The sequence below is a fragment of the Pseudomonas sp. YL2 genome (genome assembly GCF_023063025.1).
GTDB lineage: Bacteria > Pseudomonadota > Gammaproteobacteria > Pseudomonadales > Pseudomonadaceae > Aquipseudomonas > Aquipseudomonas putida_A.
Genome location: NZ_JAJSLU010000022.1, coordinates 68,469 through 94,818, shown reverse-complemented (window position 1 = coordinate 94,818; position 26,350 = coordinate 68,469). Strand labels below are relative to the sequence as shown.

28 protein-coding genes are annotated in these 26,350 nt (G+C 61.1%); 20 read left to right on the top strand and 8 right to left on the bottom strand.

What is annotated here, in order from left to right; genetic code table 11:
* Nucleotides 1-97 precede the first annotated feature (97 nt).
* Complete coding sequence (locus LVD08_RS24955; protein ID WP_027610203.1) at nt 98-1,099, bottom strand: LLM class flavin-dependent oxidoreductase; 1,002 nt, start codon at nt 1,097-1,099, stop codon at nt 98-100.
* Between the two features lie 241 nt (nt 1,100-1,340).
* On the opposite strand from LVD08_RS24955, the gene LVD08_RS24950 reads away from it, so the two are divergent.
* Together LVD08_RS24950 and LVD08_RS24945 are read left to right on the top strand one after the other, a co-directional pair.
* Nucleotides 1,341-1,772: an OsmC family protein gene (locus LVD08_RS24950; protein ID WP_007962818.1), complete on the top strand. Its 432-nt coding sequence runs from the start codon at nt 1,341-1,343 to the stop codon at nt 1,770-1,772.
* Nucleotides 1,773-2,020: 248 nt separating this feature from the next.
* Nucleotides 2,021-2,260, top strand: coding sequence for a DUF1161 domain-containing protein (locus tag LVD08_RS24945; protein ID WP_027610205.1), 240 nt, complete (start codon nt 2,021-2,023; stop codon nt 2,258-2,260).
* An 8-nt stretch (nt 2,261-2,268) separates the two neighbouring features.
* Here LVD08_RS24945 and LVD08_RS24940 read toward each other — a convergent pair whose 3' ends face one another.
* Both LVD08_RS24940 and LVD08_RS24935 read right to left on the bottom strand, forming a co-directional pair.
* The gene (locus LVD08_RS24940) at nt 2,269-2,688 is read right to left on the bottom strand and encodes a PA0061/PA0062 family lipoprotein (RefSeq protein WP_247269497.1); all 420 of its coding nucleotides are present in this window, start codon (nt 2,686-2,688) and stop codon (nt 2,269-2,271) included.
* Between the two features lie 40 nt (nt 2,689-2,728).
* Nucleotides 2,729-3,151, bottom strand: a complete 423-nt coding sequence (locus tag LVD08_RS24935; protein ID WP_247269496.1) for a PA0061/PA0062 family lipoprotein — start codon at nt 3,149-3,151, stop codon at nt 2,729-2,731.
* Between the two features lie 58 nt (nt 3,152-3,209).
* Here LVD08_RS24935 and LVD08_RS24930 point away from each other — a divergent pair, with 58 nt between their 5' ends.
* Nucleotides 3,210-4,292 (top strand): aminopeptidase, encoded by a 1,083-nt coding sequence (locus tag LVD08_RS24930; RefSeq protein WP_247269495.1) that lies wholly within the window; start codon nt 3,210-3,212, stop codon nt 4,290-4,292.
* Nucleotides 4,293-4,386: 94 nt separating this feature from the next.
* Here LVD08_RS24930 and LVD08_RS24925 read toward each other — a convergent pair whose 3' ends face one another.
* On the bottom strand, nt 4,387-5,037 hold the full coding sequence (locus LVD08_RS24925) for an HAD family hydrolase (protein WP_247269494.1): 651 nt from the start codon (nt 5,035-5,037) through the stop codon (nt 4,387-4,389).
* A gap of 28 nt (nt 5,038-5,065) precedes the next feature.
* Nucleotides 5,066-5,611 (bottom strand): gamma carbonic anhydrase family protein, encoded by a 546-nt coding sequence (locus LVD08_RS24920; RefSeq protein WP_027610210.1) that lies wholly within the window; start codon nt 5,609-5,611, stop codon nt 5,066-5,068.
* A 62-nt stretch (nt 5,612-5,673) separates the two neighbouring features.
* Here LVD08_RS24920 and prlC point away from each other — a divergent pair, with 62 nt between their 5' ends.
* Together prlC and LVD08_RS24910 are read left to right on the top strand one after the other, a co-directional pair.
* A complete protein-coding gene (gene prlC / locus LVD08_RS24915; protein ID WP_247269493.1) occupies nt 5,674-7,752 on the top strand; it encodes an oligopeptidase A in 2,079 nt (692 codons plus the stop codon).
* Nucleotides 7,749-8,033, top strand: a complete 285-nt coding sequence (locus LVD08_RS24910) for a YheV family putative zinc ribbon protein (RefSeq protein WP_247269492.1) — start codon at nt 7,749-7,751, stop codon at nt 8,031-8,033. Before prlC ends, LVD08_RS24910 begins: the two co-directional genes overlap by 4 nt.
* A 45-nt stretch (nt 8,034-8,078) precedes the next feature.
* On the opposite strand, the gene LVD08_RS24905 is transcribed toward LVD08_RS24910, so the two are convergent.
* On the bottom strand, nt 8,079-8,723 hold the full coding sequence (locus LVD08_RS24905; protein ID WP_096797308.1) for a dual specificity protein phosphatase family protein: 645 nt from the start codon (nt 8,721-8,723) through the stop codon (nt 8,079-8,081).
* Nucleotides 8,724-9,034: 311 nt separating this feature from the next.
* Here LVD08_RS24905 and LVD08_RS24900 point away from each other — a divergent pair, with 311 nt between their 5' ends.
* The 6 genes from LVD08_RS24900 (at nt 9,035) to LVD08_RS24875 (ending at nt 16,602) form a co-directional block, all read left to right on the top strand.
* A complete protein-coding gene (locus LVD08_RS24900; RefSeq protein ID WP_027610213.1) occupies nt 9,035-9,781 on the top strand; it encodes a gluconate 2-dehydrogenase subunit 3 family protein in 747 nt (248 codons plus the stop codon).
* Nucleotides 9,782-9,783: 2 nt separating this feature from the next.
* Nucleotides 9,784-11,568 carry a GMC family oxidoreductase gene (locus tag LVD08_RS24895; RefSeq protein ID WP_047597066.1) on the top strand — a complete coding sequence of 595 codons (1,785 nt, stop codon included), beginning with the start codon at nt 9,784-9,786 and terminating at the stop codon, nt 11,566-11,568.
* 12 nt (nt 11,569-11,580) lie between these two features.
* A complete protein-coding gene (locus LVD08_RS24890) occupies nt 11,581-12,882 on the top strand; it encodes a c-type cytochrome (RefSeq protein ID WP_247269491.1) in 1,302 nt (433 codons plus the stop codon).
* Nucleotides 12,883-12,956: 74 nt separating this feature from the next.
* Entirely contained in the window at nt 12,957-14,015 is a 1,059-nt protein-coding gene (locus LVD08_RS24885; RefSeq protein WP_247269490.1) for a PA0069 family radical SAM protein, read from the top strand.
* A gap of 238 nt (nt 14,016-14,253) precedes the next feature.
* Nucleotides 14,254-14,985 carry a carbonic anhydrase gene (locus tag LVD08_RS24880; RefSeq protein ID WP_098966495.1) on the top strand — a complete coding sequence of 244 codons (732 nt, stop codon included), beginning with the start codon at nt 14,254-14,256 and terminating at the stop codon, nt 14,983-14,985.
* A gap of 90 nt (nt 14,986-15,075) precedes the next feature.
* On the top strand, nt 15,076-16,602 hold the full coding sequence (locus LVD08_RS24875) for a SulP family inorganic anion transporter (protein ID WP_123586032.1): 1,527 nt from the start codon (nt 15,076-15,078) through the stop codon (nt 16,600-16,602).
* Nucleotides 16,603-16,656: 54 nt separating this feature from the next.
* Here LVD08_RS24875 and LVD08_RS24870 read toward each other — a convergent pair whose 3' ends face one another.
* Nucleotides 16,657-17,289, bottom strand: a complete 633-nt coding sequence (locus tag LVD08_RS24870; RefSeq protein ID WP_247269489.1) for a hypothetical protein — start codon at nt 17,287-17,289, stop codon at nt 16,657-16,659.
* A gap of 370 nt (nt 17,290-17,659) precedes the next feature.
* Between LVD08_RS24870 and coxB the strand changes: the two genes are divergently transcribed.
* From coxB to LVD08_RS24850, 4 genes are all read left to right on the top strand, one after another.
* Nucleotides 17,660-18,787, top strand: a complete 1,128-nt coding sequence (gene coxB, locus LVD08_RS24865) for a cytochrome c oxidase subunit II (protein WP_027610220.1) — start codon at nt 17,660-17,662, stop codon at nt 18,785-18,787.
* A gap of 82 nt (nt 18,788-18,869) precedes the next feature.
* The gene (gene ctaD / locus LVD08_RS24860) at nt 18,870-20,456 is read left to right on the top strand and encodes a cytochrome c oxidase subunit I (protein WP_108591140.1); all 1,587 of its coding nucleotides are present in this window, start codon (nt 18,870-18,872) and stop codon (nt 20,454-20,456) included.
* Between the two features lie 129 nt (nt 20,457-20,585).
* Nucleotides 20,586-21,137 (top strand): cytochrome c oxidase assembly protein, encoded by a 552-nt coding sequence (locus LVD08_RS24855; RefSeq protein WP_123586030.1) that lies wholly within the window; start codon nt 20,586-20,588, stop codon nt 21,135-21,137.
* Between the two features lie 25 nt (nt 21,138-21,162).
* Complete coding sequence (locus tag LVD08_RS24850; RefSeq protein ID WP_247269488.1) at nt 21,163-22,050, top strand: cytochrome c oxidase subunit 3; 888 nt, start codon at nt 21,163-21,165, stop codon at nt 22,048-22,050.
* A 7-nt stretch (nt 22,051-22,057) separates the two neighbouring features.
* Here the strand turns inward: LVD08_RS24850 and LVD08_RS24845 are convergent, their stop codons facing one another.
* Nucleotides 22,058-22,261 carry a twin transmembrane helix small protein gene (locus LVD08_RS24845; protein ID WP_003220344.1) on the bottom strand — a complete coding sequence of 68 codons (204 nt, stop codon included), beginning with the start codon at nt 22,259-22,261 and terminating at the stop codon, nt 22,058-22,060.
* Between the two features lie 70 nt (nt 22,262-22,331).
* Between LVD08_RS24845 and LVD08_RS24840 the strand changes: the two genes are divergently transcribed.
* Genes LVD08_RS24840 through LVD08_RS24820 form a run of 5 tightly spaced genes read left to right on the top strand, consistent with a single transcriptional unit; the run spans nt 22,332 to nt 26,240 of the window.
* Nucleotides 22,332-23,072 (top strand): SURF1 family protein, encoded by a 741-nt coding sequence (locus tag LVD08_RS24840; protein WP_247269487.1) that lies wholly within the window; start codon nt 22,332-22,334, stop codon nt 23,070-23,072.
* The gene (locus LVD08_RS24835) at nt 23,038-23,631 is read left to right on the top strand and encodes a hypothetical protein (protein ID WP_247269486.1); all 594 of its coding nucleotides are present in this window, start codon (nt 23,038-23,040) and stop codon (nt 23,629-23,631) included. The genes LVD08_RS24840 and LVD08_RS24835 overlap by 35 nt, the downstream gene beginning before the upstream one ends.
* A 10-nt stretch (nt 23,632-23,641) precedes the next feature.
* On the top strand, nt 23,642-24,721 hold the full coding sequence (locus LVD08_RS24830) for a COX15/CtaA family protein (protein WP_247269485.1): 1,080 nt from the start codon (nt 23,642-23,644) through the stop codon (nt 24,719-24,721).
* On the top strand, nt 24,709-25,608 hold the full coding sequence (cyoE, locus tag LVD08_RS24825; protein ID WP_003220336.1) for a heme o synthase: 900 nt from the start codon (nt 24,709-24,711) through the stop codon (nt 25,606-25,608). Before LVD08_RS24830 ends, cyoE begins: the two co-directional genes overlap by 13 nt.
* Nucleotides 25,605-26,240 (top strand): SCO family protein, encoded by a 636-nt coding sequence (locus LVD08_RS24820; RefSeq protein WP_007962772.1) that lies wholly within the window; start codon nt 25,605-25,607, stop codon nt 26,238-26,240. The genes cyoE and LVD08_RS24820 overlap by 4 nt, the downstream gene beginning before the upstream one ends.
* The last annotated feature ends 110 nt before the right edge of the window (nt 26,241-26,350 follow it).

The following is a 26,350-nucleotide window of genomic DNA, read 5'->3' as shown; positions in this document are numbered from 1 at the left end:
GGTTTGCTCGCGAAAGCGTTATGTCAGCCGACCTCCAGGGTGTCTGACACTCCGTCTTCGCGAGCAAGCCCGCTCCCACAGAAGCCGTATTCCAGAGTCAGCCCTTCATGACTTGGGCCAGCAATTCATAGGAGTGCAGACGATCGGCATGCTCATACAGATCGCAGGTGAAGATCAGCTCATCGGCCTGGGTCTGCTCGACCAGCACCTCCAGCTTCGCGCGGATCTTCTGCGGGCTGCCGACCATCGCCAGACCGAGGAAATCCCCCACCGCCTCGCGCTCATGGGGCAGCCACAGGCCGTCCATGGTTTTCACCGGCGGACGCTGCACCAGACTCTGCCCACGCATCAGCGCGAGAATTCGCTGGTACACCGAGGTCGCCAGGTAGTCGGCCTGCTCATCGGTATCGGCCGCCACCAACGGCACCCCGAGCATCACGTACGGTTTATCGAGCACTGCCGACGGCTTAAAGTGGTTGCGGTAGACGCGAATCGCCTCGTGCATGAAGCGCGGGGCGAAGTGCGAGGCGAAGGCGTAGGGCAAACCACGCTCACCGGCCAGCTGCGCGCTGAACAGGCTGGAACCGAGCAACCAGATCGGCACGTTGGTGCCGGTGCCGGGCATGGCGATCACCCGTTGATCCGGGGTGCGCGGGCCGAGGAAGCGCGCCAGCTCGGCGACGTCTTCCGGGAAATCATCGGCACTGCCGGAGCGCTCACGACGCAGGGCGCGGGCGGTCATCTGGTCGGAGCCGGGCGCGCGGCCCAGACCCAGATCGATGCGTCCCGGGTACAGGCTTTCAAGAGTGCCGAACTGCTCGGCGATCACCAGCGGCGCGTGGTTCGGCAGCATCACCCCGCCGGAGCCGACACGAATCGTCGAGGTACCGCCGGCCAGGTATCCCAGCAACACCGAGGTGGCAGAACTGGCGATGCCGTCCATGTTGTGGTGTTCGGCCACCCAGAAGCGGGTATAGCCGAGTTTCTCGACATGCTGTGCCAGATCCAGCGAGTTGCGCAGCGATTGCGCCGGGCTGCCGTTCTCGCGCACGGGCACCAGATCAAGGGTGGAAAACTTTACGTCGGACAGTTGCTTCATAAACCTGCGTCTCCGAATGAGGAGGCAGGTTTTTCTTGCGAACGAAAACCTGCCCAATCCATAAGCGTGTTTTATGCAATGAGGGCATATACCCGAGTTTCAATAGCCGCGATGAAATTTCCTACTAAAAAAGTCAACGATTCAACCGGGCTGAACTTTGTCCCGACGTCTATCCTCAGAAGCCTTGCAAGCAAAAACCACGACGGCGCGGCGTTCCGCGCCAGATCTTGAGGAGGCAGACATGGCTATCGTGAAGAAAGCATCCGCACATTGGGCAGGCGATCTGAAAACCGGCATCGGCTCGATCTCTACCGAGACTGGCGTCCTCAGAGAAGCGCCGTACGGCTTCAAGGCCCGCTTCGAAGGCGGCAAGGGCACCAACCCGGAAGAACTGATCGGCGCGGCGCATGCCGGCTGTTTTTCCATGGCGTTTTCGATGATTCTCGGTGATGCGGGCCTGAAGGCCGAGAGCATCGACACCCAGGCTGAAGTCACCTTGGATCAGGTCGAGGGTGGCTTTGCCATCACCGCGATCAAGCTGATCCTCAAGGCGAAGATCCCGGGCGCTACTCAGGCGCAGTTCGAGGAACTGAGCAACAAGGCCAAGGAAGGGTGCCCGGTGTCCAAGGTACTGAATGCGAAGATTACCCTTGAGGCTTCGCTGGTCAGCTGATCAGGCGTTAACTGTACTGACGCCATCGCGAGCAGGCTCACTCCTACATTCGATCTCCAGCGGACACATCAATTGTGAACAATCGGGATCCCCTGTAGGAGTGAGCCTGCTCGCGATGGCAATCTAACAATTACCGCAATCCCGGAAGATGTGAGCGAAGTCAGAACCCGCCCTGCAAAAATATGGTCGAATAAGTGACAGCAGCTTCAGCGCACGCCCGTGCGCGCTGCCCCATGGAGCTTCAGGATATGAAACGTATTGGCTTGGCGATCCTCTGCAGTGCATTGGCCACAACGGTTCTCGCCGCACCGAAAGACTGCGAAGAATTGAAGAAAGAGATCGAAGTAAAGATCCAGGCGAATGCAGTGCCGTCCTACACACTGGAAATTGTCAGCAAGGAAGAGGCCGACAAGCACGACGTGGCGATGGTTGTCGGCACCTGCGAAAACGGCACAAAAGCGATCGTCTACCAGAAGAACGACATCTGACAGTCCGCTCAAGGCACGCAGTTGATCTGGCGCTCTTCGGCAACTATCTGCCCTTGGCGATTGATCAACCGAGCACTCGGCGTGAACGCCAGCGACCGGGCTTCAAGTCGGTAACGTTGCCCGGCTTCGAAATGATCGTAGCGCACGGTCATGTAACACAGGCGTTCCTGCGGGTCGGTGTCCAAGCCCTGGCTGCCACCGAAGATCTCGAAATCGAAGCGCACCGTCAGCTCATGACTGCCCGGCGCGACCTGGAAAAAGCGCCCGTCCCGCAGGTGCACGTTGTCCAGCCGTTCAGCCATCAGCACCTTACCGCCAGGGGTCGGGGTCGAGAAGTCGACCCAGGCCATTTGCGGATCGACCGGCGGTAACGGGGTCTGGCAACCGGCGACAACGCCGACCGCGAGCAACAACATCAACTTGCGCATGAGGGATGTCCAGGAGTTCAGACCTCCAGCATAGCGCCGATCACGTGCGCTGGCAGCCTGCCGGGGTTCCTTGGCCGACCACATTGCGCTGCTCGTCATAGAGCTTCGCCCATGGCCGGAACCCGATGCTGCCGGCTTGCAATTGATAACGCTGTCCGGCGTTGAATTCCTTGAATGTCAGCTTCAACTGACAATCGCGCCACAGCGGTTCGGCGTCGGGGCCGATGTTGGTGGCTTCGACCGGAAACTGATAACGCACCTTCAACTCATGGCTGCCGGGCTGCACTTCGAAATAACGTTTGTCGACAGTTGCCTTGTCATCGACTTTCAGCGCTTGCAACGCCGTGTCCTGTTGCCGGGCATCGAGATCAATCCAGGCTTGCGAGGGGTCAGGATCGGGCATTCCGAATCCGGCACAACCGGCCAGCGTCAGCAGGCCTCCTGTCAGCAACAACATGCGCATAGCGAAGCTCCAAATGGCGGGATAGTCTTGCGGGCAGACTTTCCAAAGGATTTTTATTTTGAGCAGGCCGCTTCCAAGCCATGGGTTACTTGATCGCGTTTTTCGGATTTTGTTTCCGGGGGTGATGTTTTTGTTGCTCAACGGTTGTTCCAGCGTCAGCTATTACAGCCAGTTGGCCAGCGGTCAGTTGCAGTTGTTGCGAGCGCGTGAGCCGGTGGCCAAGGTGATTGCCGACCCAAGCCGCGATGCAACCCTGCGCACGCACCTGACCCAGTCGCAAAAGGCCCGGGACTTCGCCAGCGAACAGCTGCACCTGCCGGACAACCAGAGCTATCGGCTGTACGCCGACATCGGCCGGCCGTATGTGGTGTGGAACGTGTTCGCCACCCCGGAGTTTTCCCTGACCCCGCAGAACCATTGCTTCCCGATCGCCGGTTGCGTGGCCTATCGCGGCTACTACAGTCAGAGCGCCGCGCGCGGCGAAGCGGCGATCCAGCGCCTGCAAGGCATGGACGTGGCGATTGGCGGCGTCGAGGCCTATTCAACCCTCGGCTGGTTCAATGACCCGATCCTCAATTCGATGATGGGCTGGGGTGACGAACGCCTGGCCACGCTGATCTTTCATGAACTGGCGCATCAGCGCTTCTATGTGAAAGACGACACCGAGTTCAACGAGTCCTTTGCCACGTTTGTCGAGCAGGAAGGCACCCGCCAGTGGCGGGCGTTTCGTGGCCTGCCGCCGGACACCGATGCCAGGCTCAAGCAGCGCGATCAGTTCATCGAACTGGTGCTGGAAACGCGCTCACGCCTGGAAAAGCTCTACGCCCAGCAGCTGCCGGCTGAGCAGATGCGCAGGGATAAAGCGGCGGAGTTCGAGCAGTTTCGGCGCGACTACCGGGTGACGCGTGACAGTCAGTGGGCCGGGGACAAGCGTTACGACGCTTGGGTGAATATGCCGCTGAACAATGCGCGATTGTTGCCGTTCGGGTTGTATGACCAATGGGTGCCGGCGTTTGCGGCACTGTTCAGAAAGGTAGGGGGGGATTGGGTGCGGTTTTATGTTGAGGTTGAGAAGTTGGGTGGTTTACCCCTTGAGAAGCGCAAGACGGCTTTGAAAGTATTGGCAGATACAAACAGTTGAGTTGATTGAGAAGACGTCATCGCGAGCAGGCTCACTCCTACAGGAGGAACGCATTCCAAATGTAGGAGTGAGCCTGCTCGCGATAGCAATCCAATCAGCGCCGCAAAAACGCCTGATGCAACTCAGCCAAAGTCTCAAAGTGATAAGCCGGCGCTTCGGCACTCAACTCTTCAAAACTGCCAAACCCATAGCCCACTGCCGCCGCGTCCACGCCGTTGCTGCGCGCGCCGATCAGATCATGCTTGCGGTCGCCGATCATCAGCGTATTGGCCGGATCCAGCCCTTCTTCGGCGATCAGGTGCGCAATCAGCTCGACCTTGTTGGTCCGCGTGCCATCCAGCTCACTGCCGTAGATCACCTTGAAGTGTTTGGCGAAGTCGAAGTGCCGGGCGATTTCCCGGGCGAACTCCCAAGGTTTGGAGGTCGCGATGTACAGCTGTCGCCCTTGCCCGCTCAGGGTCTCGAGCAACGGTGTGACGCCATCGAACACACGGTTTTCGTACAGGCCGGTGACCTTGAAGCGCTCACGATAGAAATTCACCGCCTCCCAGGCCTTGGCCTCGTCGAAGCCATAAAACTGCATGAACGCCTGCAACAACGGCGGGCCGATGAAGGGCTCCAGTTTGCTCAGGTCCGGCTCATCGATACCGAGTTTGGCGAGGGCGAACTGGATGGAACGGGTGATGCCCTCACGCGGGTCGGTCAGGGTGCCATCGAGGTCGAACAGTACGGTCTGGTAGTGCATGAGAAATCCTGAGCAGGTGTAAGTCGTTTCAGAGCTGGTCGTAGCCTTCGGCCAGATGCAGGTCCTTGAGCTTCACGTAGTTCGCCGCGCTGTAGGTGAAGAAGGCTTGTTCCTTGTCGGTCAGCGGGCGGATCTGCTTCACCGGGCTGCCCACGTAGAGGAAACCGCTTTCCAGGCGCTTGCCCGGCGGCACCAGGCTGCCGGCGCCGATGATCACATCGTCCTCGACCACCGCGCCGTCCATGACGATGCTGCCCATACCGATCAGCACACGGCTGCCAACGCTGCAGCCATGCAGCATGACCTTGTGGGCGATGGTCACGTCATCGCCGATCAGCAGCGGAAAGCCGTCCGGGTTAAATGGCCCGGCGTGGGTGATGTGCAGCACGCAGCCGTCCTGCACGCTGGTGCGCGCGCCGATGCGGATGCGGTGCATGTCGCCACGGATTACGGTCAGCGGCCACACGGAGCTGTCTTCGCCGATTTCGACGTCGCCGATCACCACCGCGGAGGCGTCGACAAACGCGCCTTGACCGAGCTGCGGGGTGTGATTCTGGTACTTGCGAACGGGCACGATAAGTTCTCTCTCTGTCGCCGATAGCTGCGGTGAGTGTCGATTGTAATTAAGATGGGCGCATGTTTCTTCCAGCCAAGGTGCCAACCGTGAGCGTGAACAACCCTCTTCTGCAGTCCTACGACCTGCCGCCGTTCTCCACGATCCGTGCCGAACACGTGCTGCCAGCCATTGAAACCATCCTGGCCGACAACCGCGCCGCCATCGCCGAAATCCTCAAGACCCAGGTTCAAAACCCGACCTGGGCCGGCCTGGTACTGGCGATGGACGAACTCAACGATCGCCTCGGCGCTGCCTGGAGCCCGGTCAGCCACCTCAATGCCGTGTGCAACAGCGCCGAACTGCGCGAAGCCTACGAGTCGTGCCTGCCGGCCCTGAGCGCCTACTCCACCGAGATGGGCCAGAACCGCGAGCTGTTCCAGGCCTATGAAGCGCTGGCCAACAGCCCGGAAGCCGCCGGTTTCGACGTGGCGCAAAAAACCATTCTGGAACACGCCCTGCGCGATTTCCGTCTGTCGGGTATCGACCTGCCGGAAGCCGAACAGAAGCGCTACGCCGAAGTGCAGAGCAAACTGTCCGAGCTGGGCAGCCGCTTCTCCAACCAACTGCTCGACGCCACACAAGCCTGGACCAAGCACGTCACTGAGGAGGCTGCCCTCGCCGGCCTGACTGATTCGGCCAAGGCGCAAATGGCTGCCGCCGCGCAGGCCAAAGGTCTCGATGGCTGGCTGATCACCCTGGAATTCCCTAGCTACTACGCGGTGATGACCTACGCCCAGGATCGCGCGCTGCGTGAAGAAGTCTATGCCGCCTACTGCACCCGTGCGTCGGACCAAGGCCCGAACGCCGGGCAGAACGACAACGGCCCGGTCATGGAAGAGATCCTCGACCTGCGTCAGGAACTGGCAAAACTCTTGGGCTTCGCCAGTTTCTCCGAGCTGAGCCTGGCCACGAAAATGGCCGAGTCCAGCGATCAGGTGCTGAGCTTCCTGCGCGACCTGGCCAAGCGCAGCAAGCCGTTCGCCGCGCAGGATCTGCAGCAGCTGCGCGCCTACGCCGCCGAACAGGGCTGCGCCGATCTGCAAAGCTGGGACAGCGGTTTCTATGGGGAAAAACTCCGCGAGCAACGCTACAGCGTCGCTCAGGAAACCCTGCGTGCGTACTTCCCGATCGACAAGGTGCTCGGCGGTCTGTTCGCTATCGTTCAGCGTCTGTACGGCATCGAGATCGCCGAACTGAAAGGCTTCGACACCTGGCACCCGGACGTGCGCCTGTTCGAAATCAAGGAAAACGGCCAGCACGTCGGGCGCTTCTTCTTCGACCTCTACGCCCGCGCCAACAAGCGTGGCGGTGCGTGGATGGACGGCGCCCGCGACCGTCGTCGCACAATCGATGGCGTGCTGCAAAGCCCGGTCGCCAACCTGGTGTGCAACTTCACCCCGGCCGACAGCGGCAAGCCTGCGCTGCTGACCCACGATGAAGTGACCACCCTGTTCCACGAATTCGGTCACGGCCTGCATCACCTGCTGACCCGCGTTGATCACGCCGGTGTTTCCGGGATCAACGGCGTGGCGTGGGATGCGGTCGAGCTGCCAAGCCAGTTCATGGAAAACTGGTGCTGGGAGCCGGAAGGCCTGGCGCTGATCTCCGGTCACTACGAAACCGGCGAGCCGCTGCCGCAAGACCTGCTGGAAAAAATGCTCGCGGCGAAAAACTTCCAGTCCGGGTTGATGATGGTTCGTCAGCTGGAATTCTCGCTGTTCGACTTCGAACTGCACGCCACTCACGGTGACGGCCGCAGCGTGGCGCAAGTGCTGGAAGGCGTGCGCGACGAGGTGTCGGTGATGCGTCCACCGGCGTACAACCGCTTCCCCAACAGCTTCGCGCACATCTTCGCCGGCGGTTACGCGGCGGGCTATTACAGCTACAAGTGGGCGGAAGTGCTGTCGGCGGATGCCTTCTCCAAATTCGAAGAGGATGGCGTGCTCAACGCCGAAACCGGTCGCGCCTTCCGCGAAGCGATTCTGGCGCGTGGCGGTTCGCAGGCCCCGATGGTGCTGTTCGTCGACTTCCGTGGCCGTGAGCCATCGATTGACGCACTCTTGCGCCATAGCGGCCTGAGTGAGGACGCAGCAGCATGAGTGAGGCACCTGTGATTACCAAGAAGCGCTTTATCGCCGGGGCTGTCTGCCCGGCGTGCAGCGAGCCGGACAAACTGATGATGTGGAACGAGGACAGCGTGCCGCACCGTGAGTGTGTGGCCTGCGGTTACTCGGATACATTGAACGAGCAAGGGCTGTCGGTTCCGAAGGAACTGGGCACGCGGGTCAATACCAGCGCGCTCAAGCCGGCGCCGGACAAGAGCGTCCAGGCCGTGCAATTCTTTCCGAATCCGAAGCTGAAGAAAAAGTCCGAAGACTGAGCCGGCGCATGACCCTCCACGGTGCAATGCCGTGGAGGGTGCGGCTTACTTGAGGTTGACCGACTGGAACCAGCTCTTCATCGAGCAGGTGGCAAAGGCACTGGTGCTGCAGTCGCCGTTGGCCAGCGCGGTGCGCAGCTTGTCGACATCGGCCTGCATCACGTAGCGCACGCCATCCTTGAAATGGCCGCTTTCACCAAAACCGCCCTGCGTCATTTCATTCAGCGCGTCCTCCTTGCTCCAGCCCTGCACCACGATCCGGTACATCGCCGCCATCAGGCCGGTGCGGTCGGAACCATGTTTGCAATGCATCAGCACCGGGCCATTGGCTTCGGCAGCCTGAATCGCGCGCAGGGTCTTGAGCACATCGGCGTCATCGACATGGTTGGTGCGATAAGGCAGTTGCACTTGATTGATGCCCGGTTCGGACAGCCAGCTGCTGTCAGCTTCCGGCAGGAAGTTGATCACCGTCGCCACTTTCAGGTTCTTCAGCAACGGCACTGCGCCGCCATCCGGCAAGGCGCTGCGGTAGAGGGTTGGCGACATCTGGAACAGGTTGTACTGCACTTCAACCGGTTGCGCCCATTCAGGGGGACGCGATGTTGCAGCGGCGTCAGCCTGGGCCGGCATCAAGTGCAACAAGGCAACAAGCGACAAACACAAAGCAAGGAAAAGGCGCACTCGAGACATGCTGGGCTGACCGTATCGGAATTCATCAATGAAAGGCCTCGCAGCTTCCACGTCTGACGGTCAAAGCCCTGTGAGGCACTTGTCAAAGAATCGTGAATCCGTGCGATTTCATTGAGCACTCAGGTAAAAAAACCGCAGCTTTTTCCGCTGAATCGGTTCAACCCGATGCATAGCCTGCTACCATTTGTCACACGATGTTGCAGGCGTCCCCCTTTTCCCGGTCAACCACCGGGCCACGCCGCGACGAAAAAATGCTCACGCCGTTCGCAGAAACGGCGGACAACCATCAATGCCTGATGAGGTGCACCCCCATGTCTGACGCAGATCGAGACAACCCGCGGCGTGAGTTCTTGCGCAAATCCCTGACCCTGATTCCCGTGGTCACCCTCGCCGGTAGCGGTCTGGGCAGCAGCGTGTTGCAAGCGGCGCCTGAAGCGGCCCCGTCGACGCCCGCAGCAACACCGGCCAAAGCTGACGCCAGCGCTTATCAGCCGAGCTATTTCACCGCCGAGGAATGGGCCTTCATCAACGCCGCCGTGGCGCACCTGATCCCCAACGACGAGCAAGGCCCGGGTGCCCTGGAAGCCGGCGTGCCGGAATACATCGACCGCCAGATGAACACCCCGTACGCGGCCGGTGCCCTTTGGTACATGCAAGGCCCGTTCAACGCCGACGCTGCGCCGGAGATGGGCTGGCAGAGCAAACTGGTGCCAAAAGAGATCTATCGCTTGGGCATCGCTGCCACGGATCAGTGGGCAAAATCCCTCAACGGTAAAACATTTGCTGAGCAAGACAGCGCTACCCGAGAAGATTTGCTCAAGCAGCTCGAAGCCGGCAAACCGCAGTTCGATGCGGTTCCAGCGAAGATTTTCTTCAGCCTGCTGCTGCAAAACACCAAGGAAGGGTTCTTCTGCGACCCGATCCACGGCGGCAATAAAGGCATGGTCGGCTGGACCATGATCGGCTTCCCCGGCGCCCGCGCCGATTTCATGGATTGGGTGGAACGCAACGAGCAATACCCCTTCCCGGCAGTTTCGATTCGCGGCGAGAGGGCTTGAGCATGGCAACCGTAATGAAAAAGGTCGACGCAGTGATCGTCGGTTTTGGCTGGACTGGCGCGATCATGGCCAAGGAGCTGACCGAAGCCGGGCTCAACGTGCTGGCGCTGGAGCGCGGGCCGATGCAGGACACTTACCCCGACGGCAACTATCCACAGGTGATCGACGAACTCACCTACAGCGTGCGCAAAAAACTCTTTCAGGACATCTCGAAAGAAACCGTCACCATCCGCCACAGCGTCAACGACATCGCCCTGCCGAATCGCCAGTTGGGTGCGTTCCTGCCGGGCAATGGCGTCGGCGGCGCCGGTCTGCACTGGTCGGGCGTGCACTTTCGCGTCGATCCGATCGAGCTACGCATGCGCAGCCACTACGAAGAGCGTTACGGCAAAAGTTTTATCCCTAAGGACATGACCATCCAGGACTTCGGCGTCAGCTATGAAGAGCTGGAGCCGTTCTTCGATTTCGCCGAAAAAGTCTTCGGCACCTCCGGCCAGGCCTGGACCGTGAAGGGCCAACTGGTCGGTCAGGGCAAGGGCGGTAACCCTTACGCACCGGATCGCTCCAATCCGTTCCCGCTGGAAGCGCAGAAGAACACCGTTTCCGCACAACTGTTCGGCAAAGCGGCGACAGAGGTCGGTTACAAACCCTACAACCTGCCGTCGGCGAATACGTCAGGCCCGTACACCAATCCCTACGGCGCACAGATGGGCCCGTGCAACTTCTGCGGTTTCTGCAGCGGTTACGTGTGCTACATGTATTCCAAGGCGTCGCCAAACGTAAACATTCTGCCGGCGCTCAAGCCACTGCCGAATTTCGAGCTGCGGCCCAACTCGCATGTGCTGCGGGTCAACCTCGACAGCACCAAGTCCAAGGCCACCGGCGTGACTTACATCGACGGCCAGGGCCGCGAGATCGAGCAGCCGGCGGATCTGGTGATCCTCGGCGCCTTCCAGCTGCACAACGTGCGCCTGATGCTGCTCTCGGGCATCGGCAAACCGTACGACCCGATCAGCGGCGAAGGCGTGGTCGGGCGTAATTTCGCCTACCAGAACATGGCGACCATCAAGGCGTTCTTCGACAAGGATACCCACACCAACAACTTCATCGGCGCCGGCGGCAACGGCGTGGCGCTGGACGATTTCAACGCCGACAACTTCGATCACGGCCCGCACGGCTTCGTCGGCGGCTCGCCAATGTGGGTCAACCAGGCGGGCAGCCGGCCGATTGCCGGCACCTCAAACCCACCCGGCACTCCGGCCTGGGGCAGCCAATGGAAACGCGCGACCGCCGATTACTACACCCACCAGGTGTCGATGGATGCCCACGGCGCGCATCAGTCCTACCGTGGCAACTACCTCGATCTGGATCCGGTGTACCGCGATGCCTACGGCTTGCCGCTGCTGCGCATGACCTTCGACTGGCAGGAAAACGACATCAAAATGAACCGCTTCATGGTCGAGAAAATGGGCAAGGTCGCTCAAGCCATGGGCCCGAAAGCCATCGCGGTGATCGGCAAGCAGGTCGGTGATCATTTCAACACTGCGGCCTACCAGACCACCCACCTCAACGGTGGCGCAATCATGGGCACCGATCCGAAGAAGAGCGCCCTGAACCGTTACCTGCAGAGCTGGGACGTGCACAACGTGTTCGTGCCAGGTGCGTCGGCATTCCCGCAAGGCTTGGGTTACAACCCGACCGGGCTGGTGGCGGCGTTGACCTACTGGTCCGCCAAGGCGATCCGCGAGCAGTACCTGAAAAACCCCGGCCCGCTGGTTCAGGCATAAGGAGCGATGACCATGAAAAATCTCGTTATCGCCACCCTGGCCCTGCTCGGCAGCACGGCTGTACACGCCGCCGACGTTGATCAGGCGTTGATCAAGCAAGGCGAATACCTCGCCCGCGCCGGTGACTGCGTGGCCTGCCACACCGCCAAGGGCGGCAAACCGTTCGCCGGCGGCCTGCCGATGGAAACACCGATCGGCACGATCTACTCGACCAACATCACTCCAGACAAAAACGGCATCGGTGACTACAGCTTCGAGGACTTCGACAAAGCGGTGCGCCATGGCGTGGCGAAAAACGGCAGTACCTTGTACCCGGCGATGCCGTATCCGTCCTACGCCCGGGTCAGTGAAACCGACATGCAGGCGCTGTACGCCTTCTTCATGCACGGTGTCGAACCGGTGGCGCAGGAGAACAAGGCCAGCGACATTCCATGGCCGCTGAGCATGCGCTGGCCGCTGATGGGCTGGCGCTGGCTGTTTGCGCCGAAGGTCGAGGACTACAAGGCAACCTCGGATGATCCGGTGATTGATCGCGGCGCCTACCTGGTCGAAGGCCTCGGCCATTGCGGCGCCTGCCATACGCCACGGGCGCTGACCATGCAGGAGAAATCCCTGAGCGCGGCGGACGGCAAGAACTTCCTCGCCGGCAGTGCGCCGCTGGAAGGCTGGATCGCCAAAAGTCTGCGCGGTGATCACAAGGATGGCCTGGGCAGCTGGAGCGAAGAGCAGCTGGTGCAGTTCCTCAAGACCGGCCGCAGTGACCGTAGCGCGGTGTTCGGCGGCATGAGCGATGTGGTCACCCACAGCATGCAATACATGACCGACGCCGACCTGACCGCGATTGCCCGCTACCTCAAGTCGCTGCCGGCCAATGACCCGGCGGACCAGCCGCACCAGTACGACGAGAAAGCGGCCAAAGCCCTGTGGAACGGCGACGACAGTCAGCGCGGCGCGGCGGTGTACATCGACAACTGCGCGGCCTGCCACCGTACCGACGGCCACGGCTACACCCGGGTGTTCCCAGCGCTGGCGGGCAATCCGGTGCTGCAATCGGAGGATCCGACATCGCTGATCCACATCGTGCTCAAGGGCGGTACCTTGCCGGCGACGCACACGGCACCCTCGACCTTCACCATGCCGGGTTTCGCCTGGCGGTTGTCGGATCAGGAAGTGGCGGATGTGGTGAGTTTCATCCGTGGCAGCTGGGGCAACAAAGGTGCGCCGGTGAAAGCCGCTGACGTCGCCGAGTTGCGTAAGGAGGATATGAAGCACACCTCCGGCGATGACCTCGGTCAGGTCACGCAACACAACTGACCAGTCGCCCGACGGCACTAGCCAGATGAGCAACGCCCAGATACTGTATATGCACACAGTATCTGGGCGTTTTCATGTCTACTCCATTGCCACCGCGCGGCCGCGGCACCGCGACCAACCCGCACAACCGCTTTGCGCCGAACCGTTCGGTGGCCGAGGACGACGGCTGGTATCAGGAAGTGCCCGAAACGCAGAACACCGAGGTGATGATCGAGACCGCGAAAACCATCATCACCCGCAACACCTCGCCAGACCTGCCCTTCGATCGCTCAATCAACCCGTATCGCGGCTGCGAGCACGGTTGCATCTATTGCTACGCGCGACCCAGCCACGCCTATTGGGACATGTCGCCGGGGCTGGATTTCGAAACTCGGCTGATCGCCAAGACCAACGCCGCCCAGGTGCTTGAGGAACAGTTGAGCAAACGCGGTTACCAATGCGCGCCGATCAATCTTGGCTCCAACACCGATCCGTATCAGCCTATCGAGCGCGAGCACAGGATTACCCGGCAGACCCTCGAAGTACTGCTGCGCTACCGGCACCCGGTGACCATCGTTACCAAGGGTTCGCTGATTCTGCGCGACCTCGACCTGCTCACCGAGCTGGCGCAGCACCGGCTGGTGGCGGTGATGATCAGCCTGACCACGCTGGACGATGAACTCAAACGCATCCTCGAACCCCGTGCCGCTGCACCGAAAGCACGGCTGCGGGCGATCCGGGTGATGCGCGAAGCAGGCATTCCGGTGGGGGTGCTGTGTTCGCCGATGATCCCGATGATCAACGACAGCGAAATCGAAAGCCTGCTGACCGAGGCGCATGCCGCCGGTGCACAAAGTGCCGCCTATATGATGCTGCGCCTGCCACTGGAAGTGGCGCCGTTGTTCGAGGAGTGGTTACAGGCGCACTATCCGCAGCGTGCGACCCATGTCCTGAGCCTGATCCGCCAGAGCCGAGGCGGTGAGCTCTACGACAGCCGGTTCGGTGCGCGGATGCGCGGCGAGGGGCCGTTCGCCGACCTGCTCGCGCAACGTTTCGCCAAAGCCATTAAACGTCTCGGTTTAAACCACCGTGAGGGCTACAACCTGGACTGCACGGCCTTCTGTCCGCCGGGTCGCCAGATGTCGTTGATTTAGCGACAATTAGCCTATGGGTGCTGGGTTGGAATCCTTCCGTCGAAATACCTCAGTCACGTTTTTTGTGACCTGGAACACACGTTCTAGAGCGCTCGATTCAGTTTGAGTTAAGTTTCGGCGGCTACCTTGTTCATCGAGTGACTGACGGGTCGGGATGGCCCGGATGTTTTAAACAGCCACTGGCTTCATACCGGAATACACGGGAACGACTCCCCGAATCCGCCAAAGAGGATGAATCATGAGTGACAAGGATAAACAGCCGTTGGCTGCGTCGGCGCAAGCCGTCCCTGGGGCGGAATCCGCCGATGCAGCGTTGCGTACGATCGTTGACGGCTTTTTGCATTTTCATCATGAGGTCTTCCCGCAGCAGGAAGAACTCTTCAAGAAACTCGCCACGGCGCAATCGCCACGGGCGATGTTCATCACCTGCGCCGACTCGCGCATCGTGCCCGAGCTGATCACCCAGAGTTCGCCAGGCGATCTGTTCGTGACCCGTAACGTCGGCAACGTTGTACCGCCTTACGGCCAGATGAACGGTGGCGTTTCCACTGCCATCGAATACGCGGTACTGGCGCTGGGCGTGCAACACATCATCATCTGCGGCCACTCCGATTGCGGTGCCATGCGCGCGGTGCTCAACCCCGACAGTCTGGAAAAAATGCCGACGGTCAAAGCCTGGTTGCGCCACGCCGAAGTGGCAAAAACCATGGTGCACGAAAACTGTAACTGCACCGACGAAAAAGAAAGCATGCCGATCCTCACCGAGGAGAACGTCATCGCCCAACTGCAGCACTTGCGTACCCATCCTTCGGTAGCCTCACGCATGGCGAACGGTCAACTGTTCATCCATGGCTGGGTCTACAACATCGAAACCAGCGAAATCAAAGCTTACGACGCGGATCAGGGACGCTTCCTGCCGCTCGACGGCAGCCATCCGATTCCGGTGGCGACGCCCAAAGCGCGCTTCTAAATCCTCCTAAAAATCTGTGTGGCTTGATGCCGGCCGCTGTTTCAGCGGTTCGGCGAAGCCATGCCTGAAGAAAACTTCGGGAGAGTCACCATGCGTGCTGCTCAATTGAAAGCGGTGTTGCCACGGGAGCTGCTGGCTTCGGTGGTTGTGTTTCTGGTCGCGCTGCCGTTGTGCATGGGCATTGCGATCGCTTCCGGGTTGCCGCCGGCCAAAGGTCTGATCACCGGGATCATCGGCGGCCTGGTGGTGGGTTGGCTGGCAGGCTCGCCGTTGCAGGTCAGCGGGCCGGCGGCCGGTCTGGCGGTGTTGGTGTTCGAGCTGGTGCGCCAGCACGGCATCGAGATGCTCGGGCCGATTCTGCTGCTCGCGGGTTTCCTGCAACTGGTGGCCGGGCGCCTGAAGCTCGGGTGCTGGTTTCGGGTGACGGCGCCAGCGGTGGTCTACGGCATGCTCGCCGGGATCGGCGTGCTGATCGTTCTGTCGCAGGTGCATGTGATGCTCGATGCCAAGCCACAACCGTCCGGGCTGGATAACTTAACGGCCTTCCCCGGCGCAGTGGCGCAAGCCTTGCCGTCGTTCGGCTGGCAGGCCGGCTTGCTCGGGTTGGCGACCATTGCGGTGATGTGGCTGTGGGAGAAGTTTCGCCCGCATTCGCTGCGTTTCATTCCCGGTGCGCTGCTCGGCGTCGGTCTGGCCACGGGCGCCAGTCTGCTGCTGGCGTTGCAGGTGAAACGGGTCGAAGTGCCGGAGAACCTGGCCGAAGCCATCGACTGGCTGAAACCGGCGGACTTGCTCAGCCTCGCTGACCCCACCCTGCTGATTGCGGCTTTTGCCGTGGCGTTCATCGCCAGCGCCGAAACGCTGCTGTCCGCCGCTGCGGTGGATCGCATGCACAACGGCGTGCGCTCGGATTTCGACCGTGAGCTGTCGGCGCAAGGTGTCGGCAACATGCTCTGCGGTCTGGTCGGTGCGCTGCCGATGACCGGGGTGATCGTACGCAGCTCGGCCAACGTCCAGGCCGGTGCAACCACCCGTTATTCGACGATCTTCCATGGTCTGTGGCTGCTGGCGTTCGTGTTGTTGCTGTCGAGCGTGCTGCAAAGCATTCCGGTGGCGAGTCTGGCCGGGGTGCTGGTGTACACCGGGTTCAAACTGGTGGATCTCAAAGCCTTTCGTGGTCTGGGCCGTTACGGGCGGATGCCGATGTTCACCTACGCCGCCACGGCGCTGGCGATCATCTTCACCGACCTGCTGACCGGTGTGTTGATCGGTTTCGGTTTGACGATGCTGAAACTGGCGTTCAAGGCTTCACGCCTGAAGATCAGCCTGATCGACCTGCCGCAGGACGGTGAGATGGAATTGCGTCTGGTCGGCGCGGCGACATTCCTCAAGGTGCCGGCACTGACCCAAGTGCTGGGCAGTATTCCGCAAGGCACGACGGTTCACGTGCCGCTCAATAACCTGAGCTACATCGACCATTCGTGTCTGGAGTTGCTGGAGGAATGGGGCCGGGCGAATGCGGCGAAGGGCTCGAAGCTGTTGATTGAGTCGCGCGGGTTGAAGCGACGGTTGGAGGGGCGGGTTCGGACCAATACCGGGATCGGTGCGGCTGGCTAAAAACCTGATCTTGAAATCCCCCTCCCACAATTGGGATTTGTACCGGGCTTTGAATCAGGCAGCAGGCTGATCCAGCTCCAGGCCCACGCCGAGGCGGCGGCCCATGCATGGCCAGCGCTTCCACGCGGCACCGGTATCCGGGCTGCTCAGTTTGTCGCGGTAGGCCTCTACCGATTCCAGCGCAAAACTATCGTCGTCGAGCATCTTGTCGATGGTGTGATGCACGACTTCATCCAGTTGATTGGCAAATTCCTCACCGAGCAATTGGTGAGCAATCAGGTTGGCGACCGTCATGTCCAAGGGGATCAGTGGCTGGCCGAGGTGTTTGATGTACAGGTCGTTGACCTCTTCGACAAAGCGGTGCGCCAGATAGGCTTCATCCAGCAGGCTGTCCAGGCCGACCGGCGGCTGGAGGAAGTACTGCTCGGCGATTTTCAGCACCGGCTTGATCTGCGACTCGATTCCCGCTTCCCTGGCAACTTCATTGGCTGCGTCCAGCATGTCTGGTACTTCATCGATGTAGGCGGTGACGAAACTGGTCAACGCTTCTTCGCGGTTGGCGTCTGGCAACTGGATGGCCGAATGCAGATGAGGCAGTTTGGCTTCCAGCTGACGCTTGAGCCGTCCGGTTTCATTTTCGGTTTGTCGGGCTTTTTGGATCTGCTCGCGCAATGCGGCGGTGTTCATGAAAACTCCAGGGAACAAGGCAATGAAATAGGGAAGACATAACTTAGCTGGCTTACGAAAAATGCTAAGACGCATTTGTCATAATTATTTCATCCTTGATGCAGCAGCGTTATATCGGTTCGCCACCACTCGTCTGCATCCTTCTCCATTCGTACCCTTGAGCGCAAGCCCCGGCTGTTTCAGATCATTTACGCGTCGACATTGCAATTCCCGATGGCTGTCTATACTCGCCATTGAATGGAGTTAGCTGATGACGCCCGACTGCCCACGCAGCAAGGCCCGGCGATTCAAGTTCGTAGTCTGATGCAGCCGCTCCCTTGCCGAAGGCGTTGCGCCTACGGGATAACAAGAACGATAAGGGGAACCCGCAATGATGCGACATCCACACGTCTGGATGGGCCTCCTGTTGTGGTCGATTTTCAGCCCGGCTCAAGCGGCCTGGACTGTGAATATGGCGCCTGGAGCGACTGAAATCAGTCACGCAGTATTCGACCTGCACATGACCATTTTCTGGATCTGTGTGGTGATCGGGATCATCGTCTTCGGCGCCATGTTCTGGTCGATGATCGTGCATCGCCGCTCGACCGGGCAGGTCGCCGCAAAATTCCACGAAAGTACCACCGTCGAGATTCTCTGGACGGTCGTGCCGCTGCTGATCCTGGTAGCGATGGCCGTTCCGGCGACCGCTACCCTGATCCGCATGTACGACACCAGTGAGCCGGATATCGATATCCAGATCACCGGTTATCAGTGGAAGTGGCACTACAAATACCTGGGTCAGGATGTCGAGTTCTTCAGCAACCTGGCCACCCCTGCCGAACAGATCCACAACAAGGAAGCCAAGGGCGAGCACTACCTGCTCGAAGTCGACAAGCCGCTGGTGCTGCCGGTCGGCGCCAAGGTGCGCTTCCTCGTGACCTCCGCCGACGTTATCCACTCCTGGTGGGTGCCGGCCTTCGCGGTCAAGCGCGATGCGATCCCCGGGTTCGTCAACGAAGCCTGGACCCGCATCGACAAGCCCGGCCTTTACCGTGGCCAGTGCGCCGAGTTGTGCGGCAAGGATCACGGCTTCATGCCGATCGTGGTCGACGTCAAAGAGAAGGCCGACTACGACAAGTGGCTTGCCGACCGCAAAGCCGAAGCCGCGCAGCTCAAGGAGCTGACCAGCAAGGAATGGACCCTCGACGAACTCAAGGAACGCGGCGACAAGATTTATCACACCACTTGCGTGGCCTGTCACCAGGCCGAAGGCCAGGGCCTGCCGCCGATGTTCCCGGCGCTCAAGGGCTCACCGATTGCCACCGGGCCGAAAGCCGACCACCTGCACCGCGTGTACTTCGGCAAACCCGGCACCGCCATGGCAGCGTTCGGCAAGCAGTTGTCGGAAGTCGATATCGCAGCGGTGGTGACCTACGAACGTAACGCCTGGGGCAACAACAAGGGCGACATGGTCACGCCAAAAGAAGTGCTTGAGCTCAAACAGGCGGAAAGCAAATGAGCCGGTCTATCGCGTACTTCGTGAATCGGTCGGGGCAATGCGCCCCGGCCCGCCCCGTCCACTCACGTAAAGGAGACCGGCCATGAGCGCTGTAATCGATGACCACGGTCATGCCGACCACGCCCACGGCCCCGCCAAAGGCCTGATGCGTTGGGTGCTGACCACCAACCACAAGGATATCGGCACGCTGTACCTGTGGTTTGCGTTCTGCATGTTCCTGCTCGGCGGCACGTTCGCCATGGTGATCCGCGCCGAGCTGTTCCAGCCCGGGCTGCAGATCGTCGAACCGGCGTTCTTCAACCAGATGACCACCATGCACGGCCTGGTGATGGTCTTCGGCGCGGTGATGCCGGCGTTCGTCGGCCTCGCCAACTGGATGATCCCGTTGATGATCGGCGCGCCAGACATGGCCCTGCCACGGATGAACAACTTCAGCTTCTGGCTGCTGCCGGCGGCGTTCCTGCTGCTGGTCTCGACCCTGTTTACCGCCGGTGGCGGGCCGAACTTCGGCTGGACGTTCTATGCGCCGCTGTCCACCACCTACGCGCCGGAAAGCGTCACCTACTTCATCTTCGCCATCCACCTGATGGGGATCAGTTCGATCATGGGTGCGATCAACGTGATCGCCACCATCCTCAACCTGCGCGCCCCCGGCATGACCCTGATGAAAATGCCGCTGTTCGTCTGGACCTGGCTGATCACCGCGTTCCTGCTGATCGCGGTGATGCCGGTGCTGGCCGGGTGCGTGACGATGATGCTGATGGACATCCACTTCGGCACCAGTTTCTTCAGTGCCGCCGGTGGCGGTGACCCGGTGCTGTTCCAGCACGTGTTCTGGTTCTTCGGCCACCCCGAGGTGTACATCATGATCCTGCCGGCCTTCGGCGCCGTCAGCCAGATCATCCCGACCTTCTCGCGCAAGCCGCTGTTCGGCTACACCTCGATGGTCTACGCCACGGCGAGCATCGCGTTCCTGTCGTTCATCGTCTGGGCGCACCACATGTTCGTGGTCGGCATCCCGCTGGTGGGCGAGTTGTTCTTCATGTACGCGACCATGCTCATCGCCGTGCCGACCGGGGTGAAGGTGTTCAACTGGGCCAGCACCATGTGGCAAGGCTCGCTGACCTTCGAGACGCCGATGCTGTTCGCCGTAGCGTTTGTGATCCTGTTTTCCATCGGCGGTTTTTCCGGGCTGATGCTGGCCATTGCCCCGGCGGACTTCCAGTACCAGGACACCTACTTCGTGGTCGCGCACTTTCACTACGTGCTGGTGCCGGGGGCGATCTTCGGGATCTTCGCTTCGGCCTATTACTGGCTGCCGAAGTGGACCGGGCACATGTACGACGAAACCCTCGGCAAGCTGCACTTCTGGCTGTCGTTCGTCGGCATGAACATGACCTTCTTCCCGATGCACTTCGTGGGGCTGGCGGGGATGCCGCGGCGGATCCCGGATTACAACCTGCAGTTCGCCGACTTCAACATGGTTTCGTCGATTGGCGCGTTCATGTTCGGTGCCACGCAGATCTTCTTCCTGTTCATCGTGATCAAGACCATTCGCGGCGGCCCGCCAGCCCCGGCGAAACCGTGGGATGGCGCCGAAGGCCTGGAGTGGAGCGTGCCGTCGCCGGCGCCGTATCACACCTTTACCACGCCGCCGGAAGTGAAATGAAACGCCTTGCCTTTGTGGGAGGGGGCTTGCTCCCGAATGCGTCAGATCATTCAACTCATGGGTTGAATGATGAATTGCATTCGCGAGCAAGCCCGCTCCCACAGGGGATCTCGGTGGAGGCTGACAAACATGGCTGACTCGATCTCGCTGAAAAAACTGGTCACCCGTCTGCTCGGCGTGGTGGTGGCAATGTTTGTCTTCGGCTTTGCTCTGGTGCCGATCTACGACGTGATGTGCAAGGCCTTCGGCATCAATGGCAAAACCGCCGGGCAGTACGAGGGCGAGCAAATGGTGGACAGCTCGCGTCAGGTGCGCGTGCAGTTCCTGTCGACCAACAACATCGACATGCCGTGGGAGTTCTACCCCAAACACGACGAGTTGACCGCCAACCCCGGCGCGGTCAACGAGATGATTTTCATCGCGCGCAATCCCACCGACAAACCGATGAGTGCGCAAGCTGTGCCGAGCATCGCGCCGAGCAACGCCGCGGCGTATTTCCACAAGACCGAATGCTTTTGCTTCACCCAGCAGGTGCTGCAACCGGGTCAGCAGATCGAGATGCCGGTGCGTTTCATCGTTGACCGCGACATGCCCAAGGACGTGAAGCACCTGACGCTGTCCTACACGCTGTTCGATATCACCGCCCGACATCCTCCGGTGGCTGCAAACACTGGCGGTTAAGCGTGCCCGATAAGGAGAACAATAAATGGCAACTCATGAGCACTATTACGTCCCGGCCCAGAGCAAATGGCCGATCATCGCCACCTTCGGCATGGTCATCACCGTGTACGGCCTGGCGACCTGGTTCAACGATCTGAAGGCAGCGCGCCCGGAATCCCACGGCCCGTACATCTTTTTCGTCGGCGGGCTGTTGCTGGCGTACATGCTGTTCGGCTGGTTCGGTGCGGTGATCAAGGAAAGTCGTGCCGGGCTGTACAGCCCGCAGCTCGATCGCTCGTTCCGCTGGGGCATGAGCTGGTTCATCTTCTCCGAGGTGATGTTCTTCGTCGCCTTCTTCGGCGCACTGTTCTATGTGCGGCACATCTCCGGCCCGGCGCTGGGCGGCGAAGGCCCGAAAGGCATCGCGCACATGCTCTGGCCGAACTTCCAGTTCACCTGGCCGCTGCTGCACACCCCGGACCCGAAACTGTTCCCGCCACCCAAGGAAGTCATCAGCCCGTGGGGCCTGCCGCTGATCAACACGATCCTGCTGGTCAGCTCCAGCGTGACCATCACCATCGCCCACCATGCCTTGAAAAAGGGCCATCGCGGCGCACTGAAAATCTGGCTGGCGATCACCGTTCTATTGGGCTGCGGCTTCCTCGCCTTGCAGGCCGAGGAATACATGCACGCCTACCACGAACTGAGCCTGACCCTGGGTTCGGGCATCTACGGCGCGACGTTCTTCATGCTCACCGGTTTCCACGGCGCGCACGTGACCATCGGCACGATCATTCTGTTCGTGATGCTGATGCGCATCATGAAGGGCCATTTCGATACCGAGCATCAGTTCGGCTTCGAGGCGGCGAGCTGGTACTGGCACTTCGTTGATGTGGTGTGGATCGGCCTGTTCATCTTCGTTTACGTGCTCTGAGCACTGATCACCAAGGCGCATGCGACACCAGTTGGCCGCTGTAAAAGCCCCAGGCGATCAAGCCGACGGTGGCAGCGGCCAGTGCCACCCGAACACTCAAGGCGATCACCAGGCGATTGGAGCTGCTGTCGTCCTTGACCAGGAAAAACAGGCCGCTGAACAGGCTGATCACCGTGGCAATCAGCAGCAGGACGATGGCTGCTTTGAGCATGGGAAGACTCCGGGGGACAGGCGATGCAGTTGAGTATAGCGAGCGCGACGACTGACTTTGTGGCACGGCCATGAAGCGCTTCCGCCCGGGCGTGATACCGACCGTGGTGGTGGCGTTGCTGTTGCCGCTGCTGGTGTCGCTGGGTTTCTGGCAGCTCGGTCGGGGCGCGGAGAAAACCGCCCTGCTCGCCACTTATGCCGAGCGCCGCGCGGCTGATCCGATGGCCAGCAGCGAATTGCTGCACAGCGCCGACCCGGCCTTTCGCCGTGTGCATCTGTACGGCCAGTTCGATGGCGCCCACAGCCTGCTGCTCGACAACCGCCAGCGCAACGGCAAGGTCGGTATCGAGCTGCTGCAACCGTTTCAGGATCGGGCCAGCGGCCAGTGGCTGCTGGTCAATCGCGGCTGGCTGCCATGGCCGGATCGCCGGGTGACGCCGCAATTCGCTACCCCCGCCGACGCCGTGAATCTGGACGCCTGGGTCTACGTCGCCCCCGGTGCGACCTTCCAGTTGCACGCCGACCCGGCCAGCAGCACCTGGCCGCAAACGATCACCGCCGTGGAGCCGGCGAAGCTGTGGAAAACCCTCGATCGCGACGGCTTCGCCTACGAACTTCGCGCCGAACCCGGCCCTGCCAGCTACGAGGCCGACTGGCCGGTAGTTGCGATGGGCCCGGAAAAACACCTTGGATACGCCGTGCAGTGGTTCGCCATGGCCACCGTCCTGCTCGGCCTCTACGTCTATTTAGGCTTGCACAACGCAAAGGAGAACCACCATGGGAACGGCCATGAATCCACCCAGCATGTCTGAGGCGAAAACCCCGGCTACCCGCCGCCGTGGACGGATCCAGCTGTTGCTGATTGTGCTCGGCGTGGTCGGCCCGATGATCCTCGCCACCGGCATGTACAAATTGCAGTTCTGGGTGCCGGAAGGTCGCAGCTATCACGGCGAACTGATCGGCAACGGCCAGACCCGCGCCGACCTCGGCGTGCAAGCCGATGAACAGCGGTGGCAGATGCTGGTGACCGCGCCGAAAGATTGCGCGGTGGACTGTCAGCAACTGGTGTACCTCGCCCGGCAGATCCAGATCGGTCTCGGCCGCGATGCCGGACGCGCCAGCCATGCCCTCGCCGCCGCGCAACCGCTGAGCGCCGACTACGAAGCCAAGCTGAGCCGCGAATACCCGCAGCTGCAACGCTACCCGCTGGACAGCGCAGCGTTGAGCAAGGCCACCGGCGACAAGGCCACACCGCAACTGTGGATCATCGACCCCCACGGCAACCTCGTGCTGCGTTACGACCCGAGCGTGAAGGGCAAGGACCTGCTCAACGACCTGCGCCACCTGCTGAAACTGTCGAACATCGGATAAGGGCATCGTCATGGCCAAACCTGGATTTCGCCTCGCGCTGTTTGCCACCCTGCTGGCACTGATCGTTGTGCTGCTCGGCGCCTACACCCGCCTGACCCATGCCGGCCTCGGCTGTCCGGACTGGCCGGGCTGCTACGGCTTTATCAGCGTGCCGAAAAGCGAAGCCCAACTGGCCCATGCCGAACTGCATTACCCCGACTCGCCGGTGGTGGCGCACAAGGGCTGGAACGAGATGATCCACCGCTACTTCGCCGGCACTCTCGGCATGCTCATTTCGATTCTGGCCGGGCGCGCCTGGGTCAATCGGCGTCATCCGGGGCAGCCGTTGAAATTGCCGCTGTTTCTGCTGGCGGTGGTGTTCGCCCAAGCGGCGTTCGGCATGTGGACGGTGACGCTCAAGCTCTGGCCGCAAGTGGTCACCGGGCATTTGCTCGGCGGTTTTGCGACCTTGAGTCTGCTGTTCCTGCTGACCTTGAGATTGTCCGGGGTGCTGCCGGCACTGACCGTCCCCAAGCGTTTGCAGTATTGGGCGACGGCGGGGCTGATGCTGGTGATCGGCCAGATCGCACTGGGTGGTTGGGTCAGTTCCAACTACGCGGCGGTGGCCTGCATCGACTTCCCGACCTGCCACGGTCAATGGCTGCCACCGGCGGACTTTGCCAACGGCTTTCACCTGACCCAGCACATCGGCCCCAATTATCTCGGCGGTCAGCTCGACAGCGACGCGCGCACGGCGATTCACCTGACTCATCGCATCGGCGCGCTGTTGGTGACGATCGTCCTGCTCGGTCTGGCCTGGCAGCTCAGGGCTGTCGGCATGACGCGTTTGGCCGGGCTAGTCGTCATTGCCCTCGGCGCACAGATCACCCTCGGCATCAGCAACGTGTTGTTCCATCTGCCGCTGCCGGTAGCCGTGGCGCATAACGCCGGCGGCGCGGCGCTACTGCTGAGCATGGTGCTGGTCAATTATCACGCGCGCACCAGTCTGGTCCGGGTCAAACAGCCGGTGCTTGCGCGCTGGCACCTCAGCCCGCGTAAACACGTGGCGGCGCCCATCACCATTAAAGGAGAAACGCCATGGCGCTTCTGATCGGCGAACGTCCCGCGCAAGCGCTGTGGCGTGACTATCTGGAGCTGACCAAGCCGAAAGTGGTGGTGCTGATGCTGATCACCTCGCTGGTCGGCATGTTCCTCGCGACCCGCGCCGGGGTGCCGTGGACGGTGCTGGTGTTCGGCAATCTGGGGATTGCGTTGTGTGCCGGCGGCGCGGCGGCGGTCAATCATGTGGTGGATCGGCGTATCGACGCGGTGATGGCGCGCACGCACAAACGGCCATTGGCCGAGGGCCGGGTTTCGCCGGCAGCGGCGCTGACCTTTGCGCTGGTGCTGGCGCTGCTCGGGCAGGCGATGCTGCTGACGTTCACCAATGCGCTGACCGCATGGCTTACCCTCGCTTCGTTACTCGGCTACGCGGTGATCTACACCGGTTTCCTCAAACGCGCGACGCCACAGAACATCGTCATCGGCGGTCTTGCCGGCGCCGCCCCTCCGCTGCTCGGCTGGACCGCCGCCACCGGCCATGTCAGCGCCGAACCGTTGCTGCTGGTGCTGATCATCTTCGCCTGGACCCCGCCGCACTTCTGGGCGCTGGCGATCCATCGCAAGGAGGAATACGCCAAGGCCGACATCCCGATGCTGCCGGTAACACACGGCGAGCACTACACCAAAGTGCACATTCTGCTGTACACCTTCGCCCTGCTCGCGGTGAGTCTGCTGCCGTATGTGATCCACATGAGCGGCGTGCTCTACCTGATCTGCGCCCTCGCGCTGGGCGCAAGGTTTCTGCAATGGGCCGTGGTGCTGTACCGTGGCACTCGGCCGCACGCGGCGATCAACACCTTCAAGTACTCTATTTATTACTTGTTCCTGTTGTTCATCGCCCTGCTCGTAGACCACTACTTACTGTTGAACCTATGACTCGAACCCAGAAAACCGTCTTCATTCTCGTCGCCGTGATCGCGCTGATCCTGGGACTGACCGTCAACAAAGTCCTGAGTGGCAAAGGCCAGGGCGACCCCACCGCGCTGATCGACGCCGGTATCATCCTGCTGCCGCAGAGCCGCACCCTGCCGGGCGTGACCATGACCAATCAGGACGGCCAACCGGTCGCCATCGACGAGTTGAAAGGCAAGTGGAGCCTGCTGTTCTTCGGCTACACCTTCTGCCCGGACATCTGCCCGACCACCCTCGCCCAGCTGCGCCAGATCAAGAGCGAGTTGCCCAAGGATGCTGTGGATAAGTTGCAGATCGTGCTGGTCAGCGTCGACCCGAACCGCGACAACCCGCAGCAGTTGAAGCAGTACCTGGGCTACTTCGATCCACAGTTCGTGGGCCTGACACCGAAGTCGATCGAAGAGCTGCAGAAGGTCGCGAATGCGGTGAGCATTCCGTTCATTCCAGCCGATACCAGCAAGCCGAACTACACGGTGGATCACAGCGGCAACCTGGCGGTGATCGGCCCGGACGGCACGCAGCGCGGGTTCATCCGTGCGCCGCTGAACAACGCCAAACTGGTTGCGCAGCTGCCGGTGATGCTTAACCGCAAGTAGCAACACCACTGAACCATTGTGGGAGCGGGCTTCCACGCCTAAGCGGGGGGGCCGATAAAGAAATGCTGGTTGGCGCACCGCACTCGCCAGCACGCCCCCCCCCCCCCGGG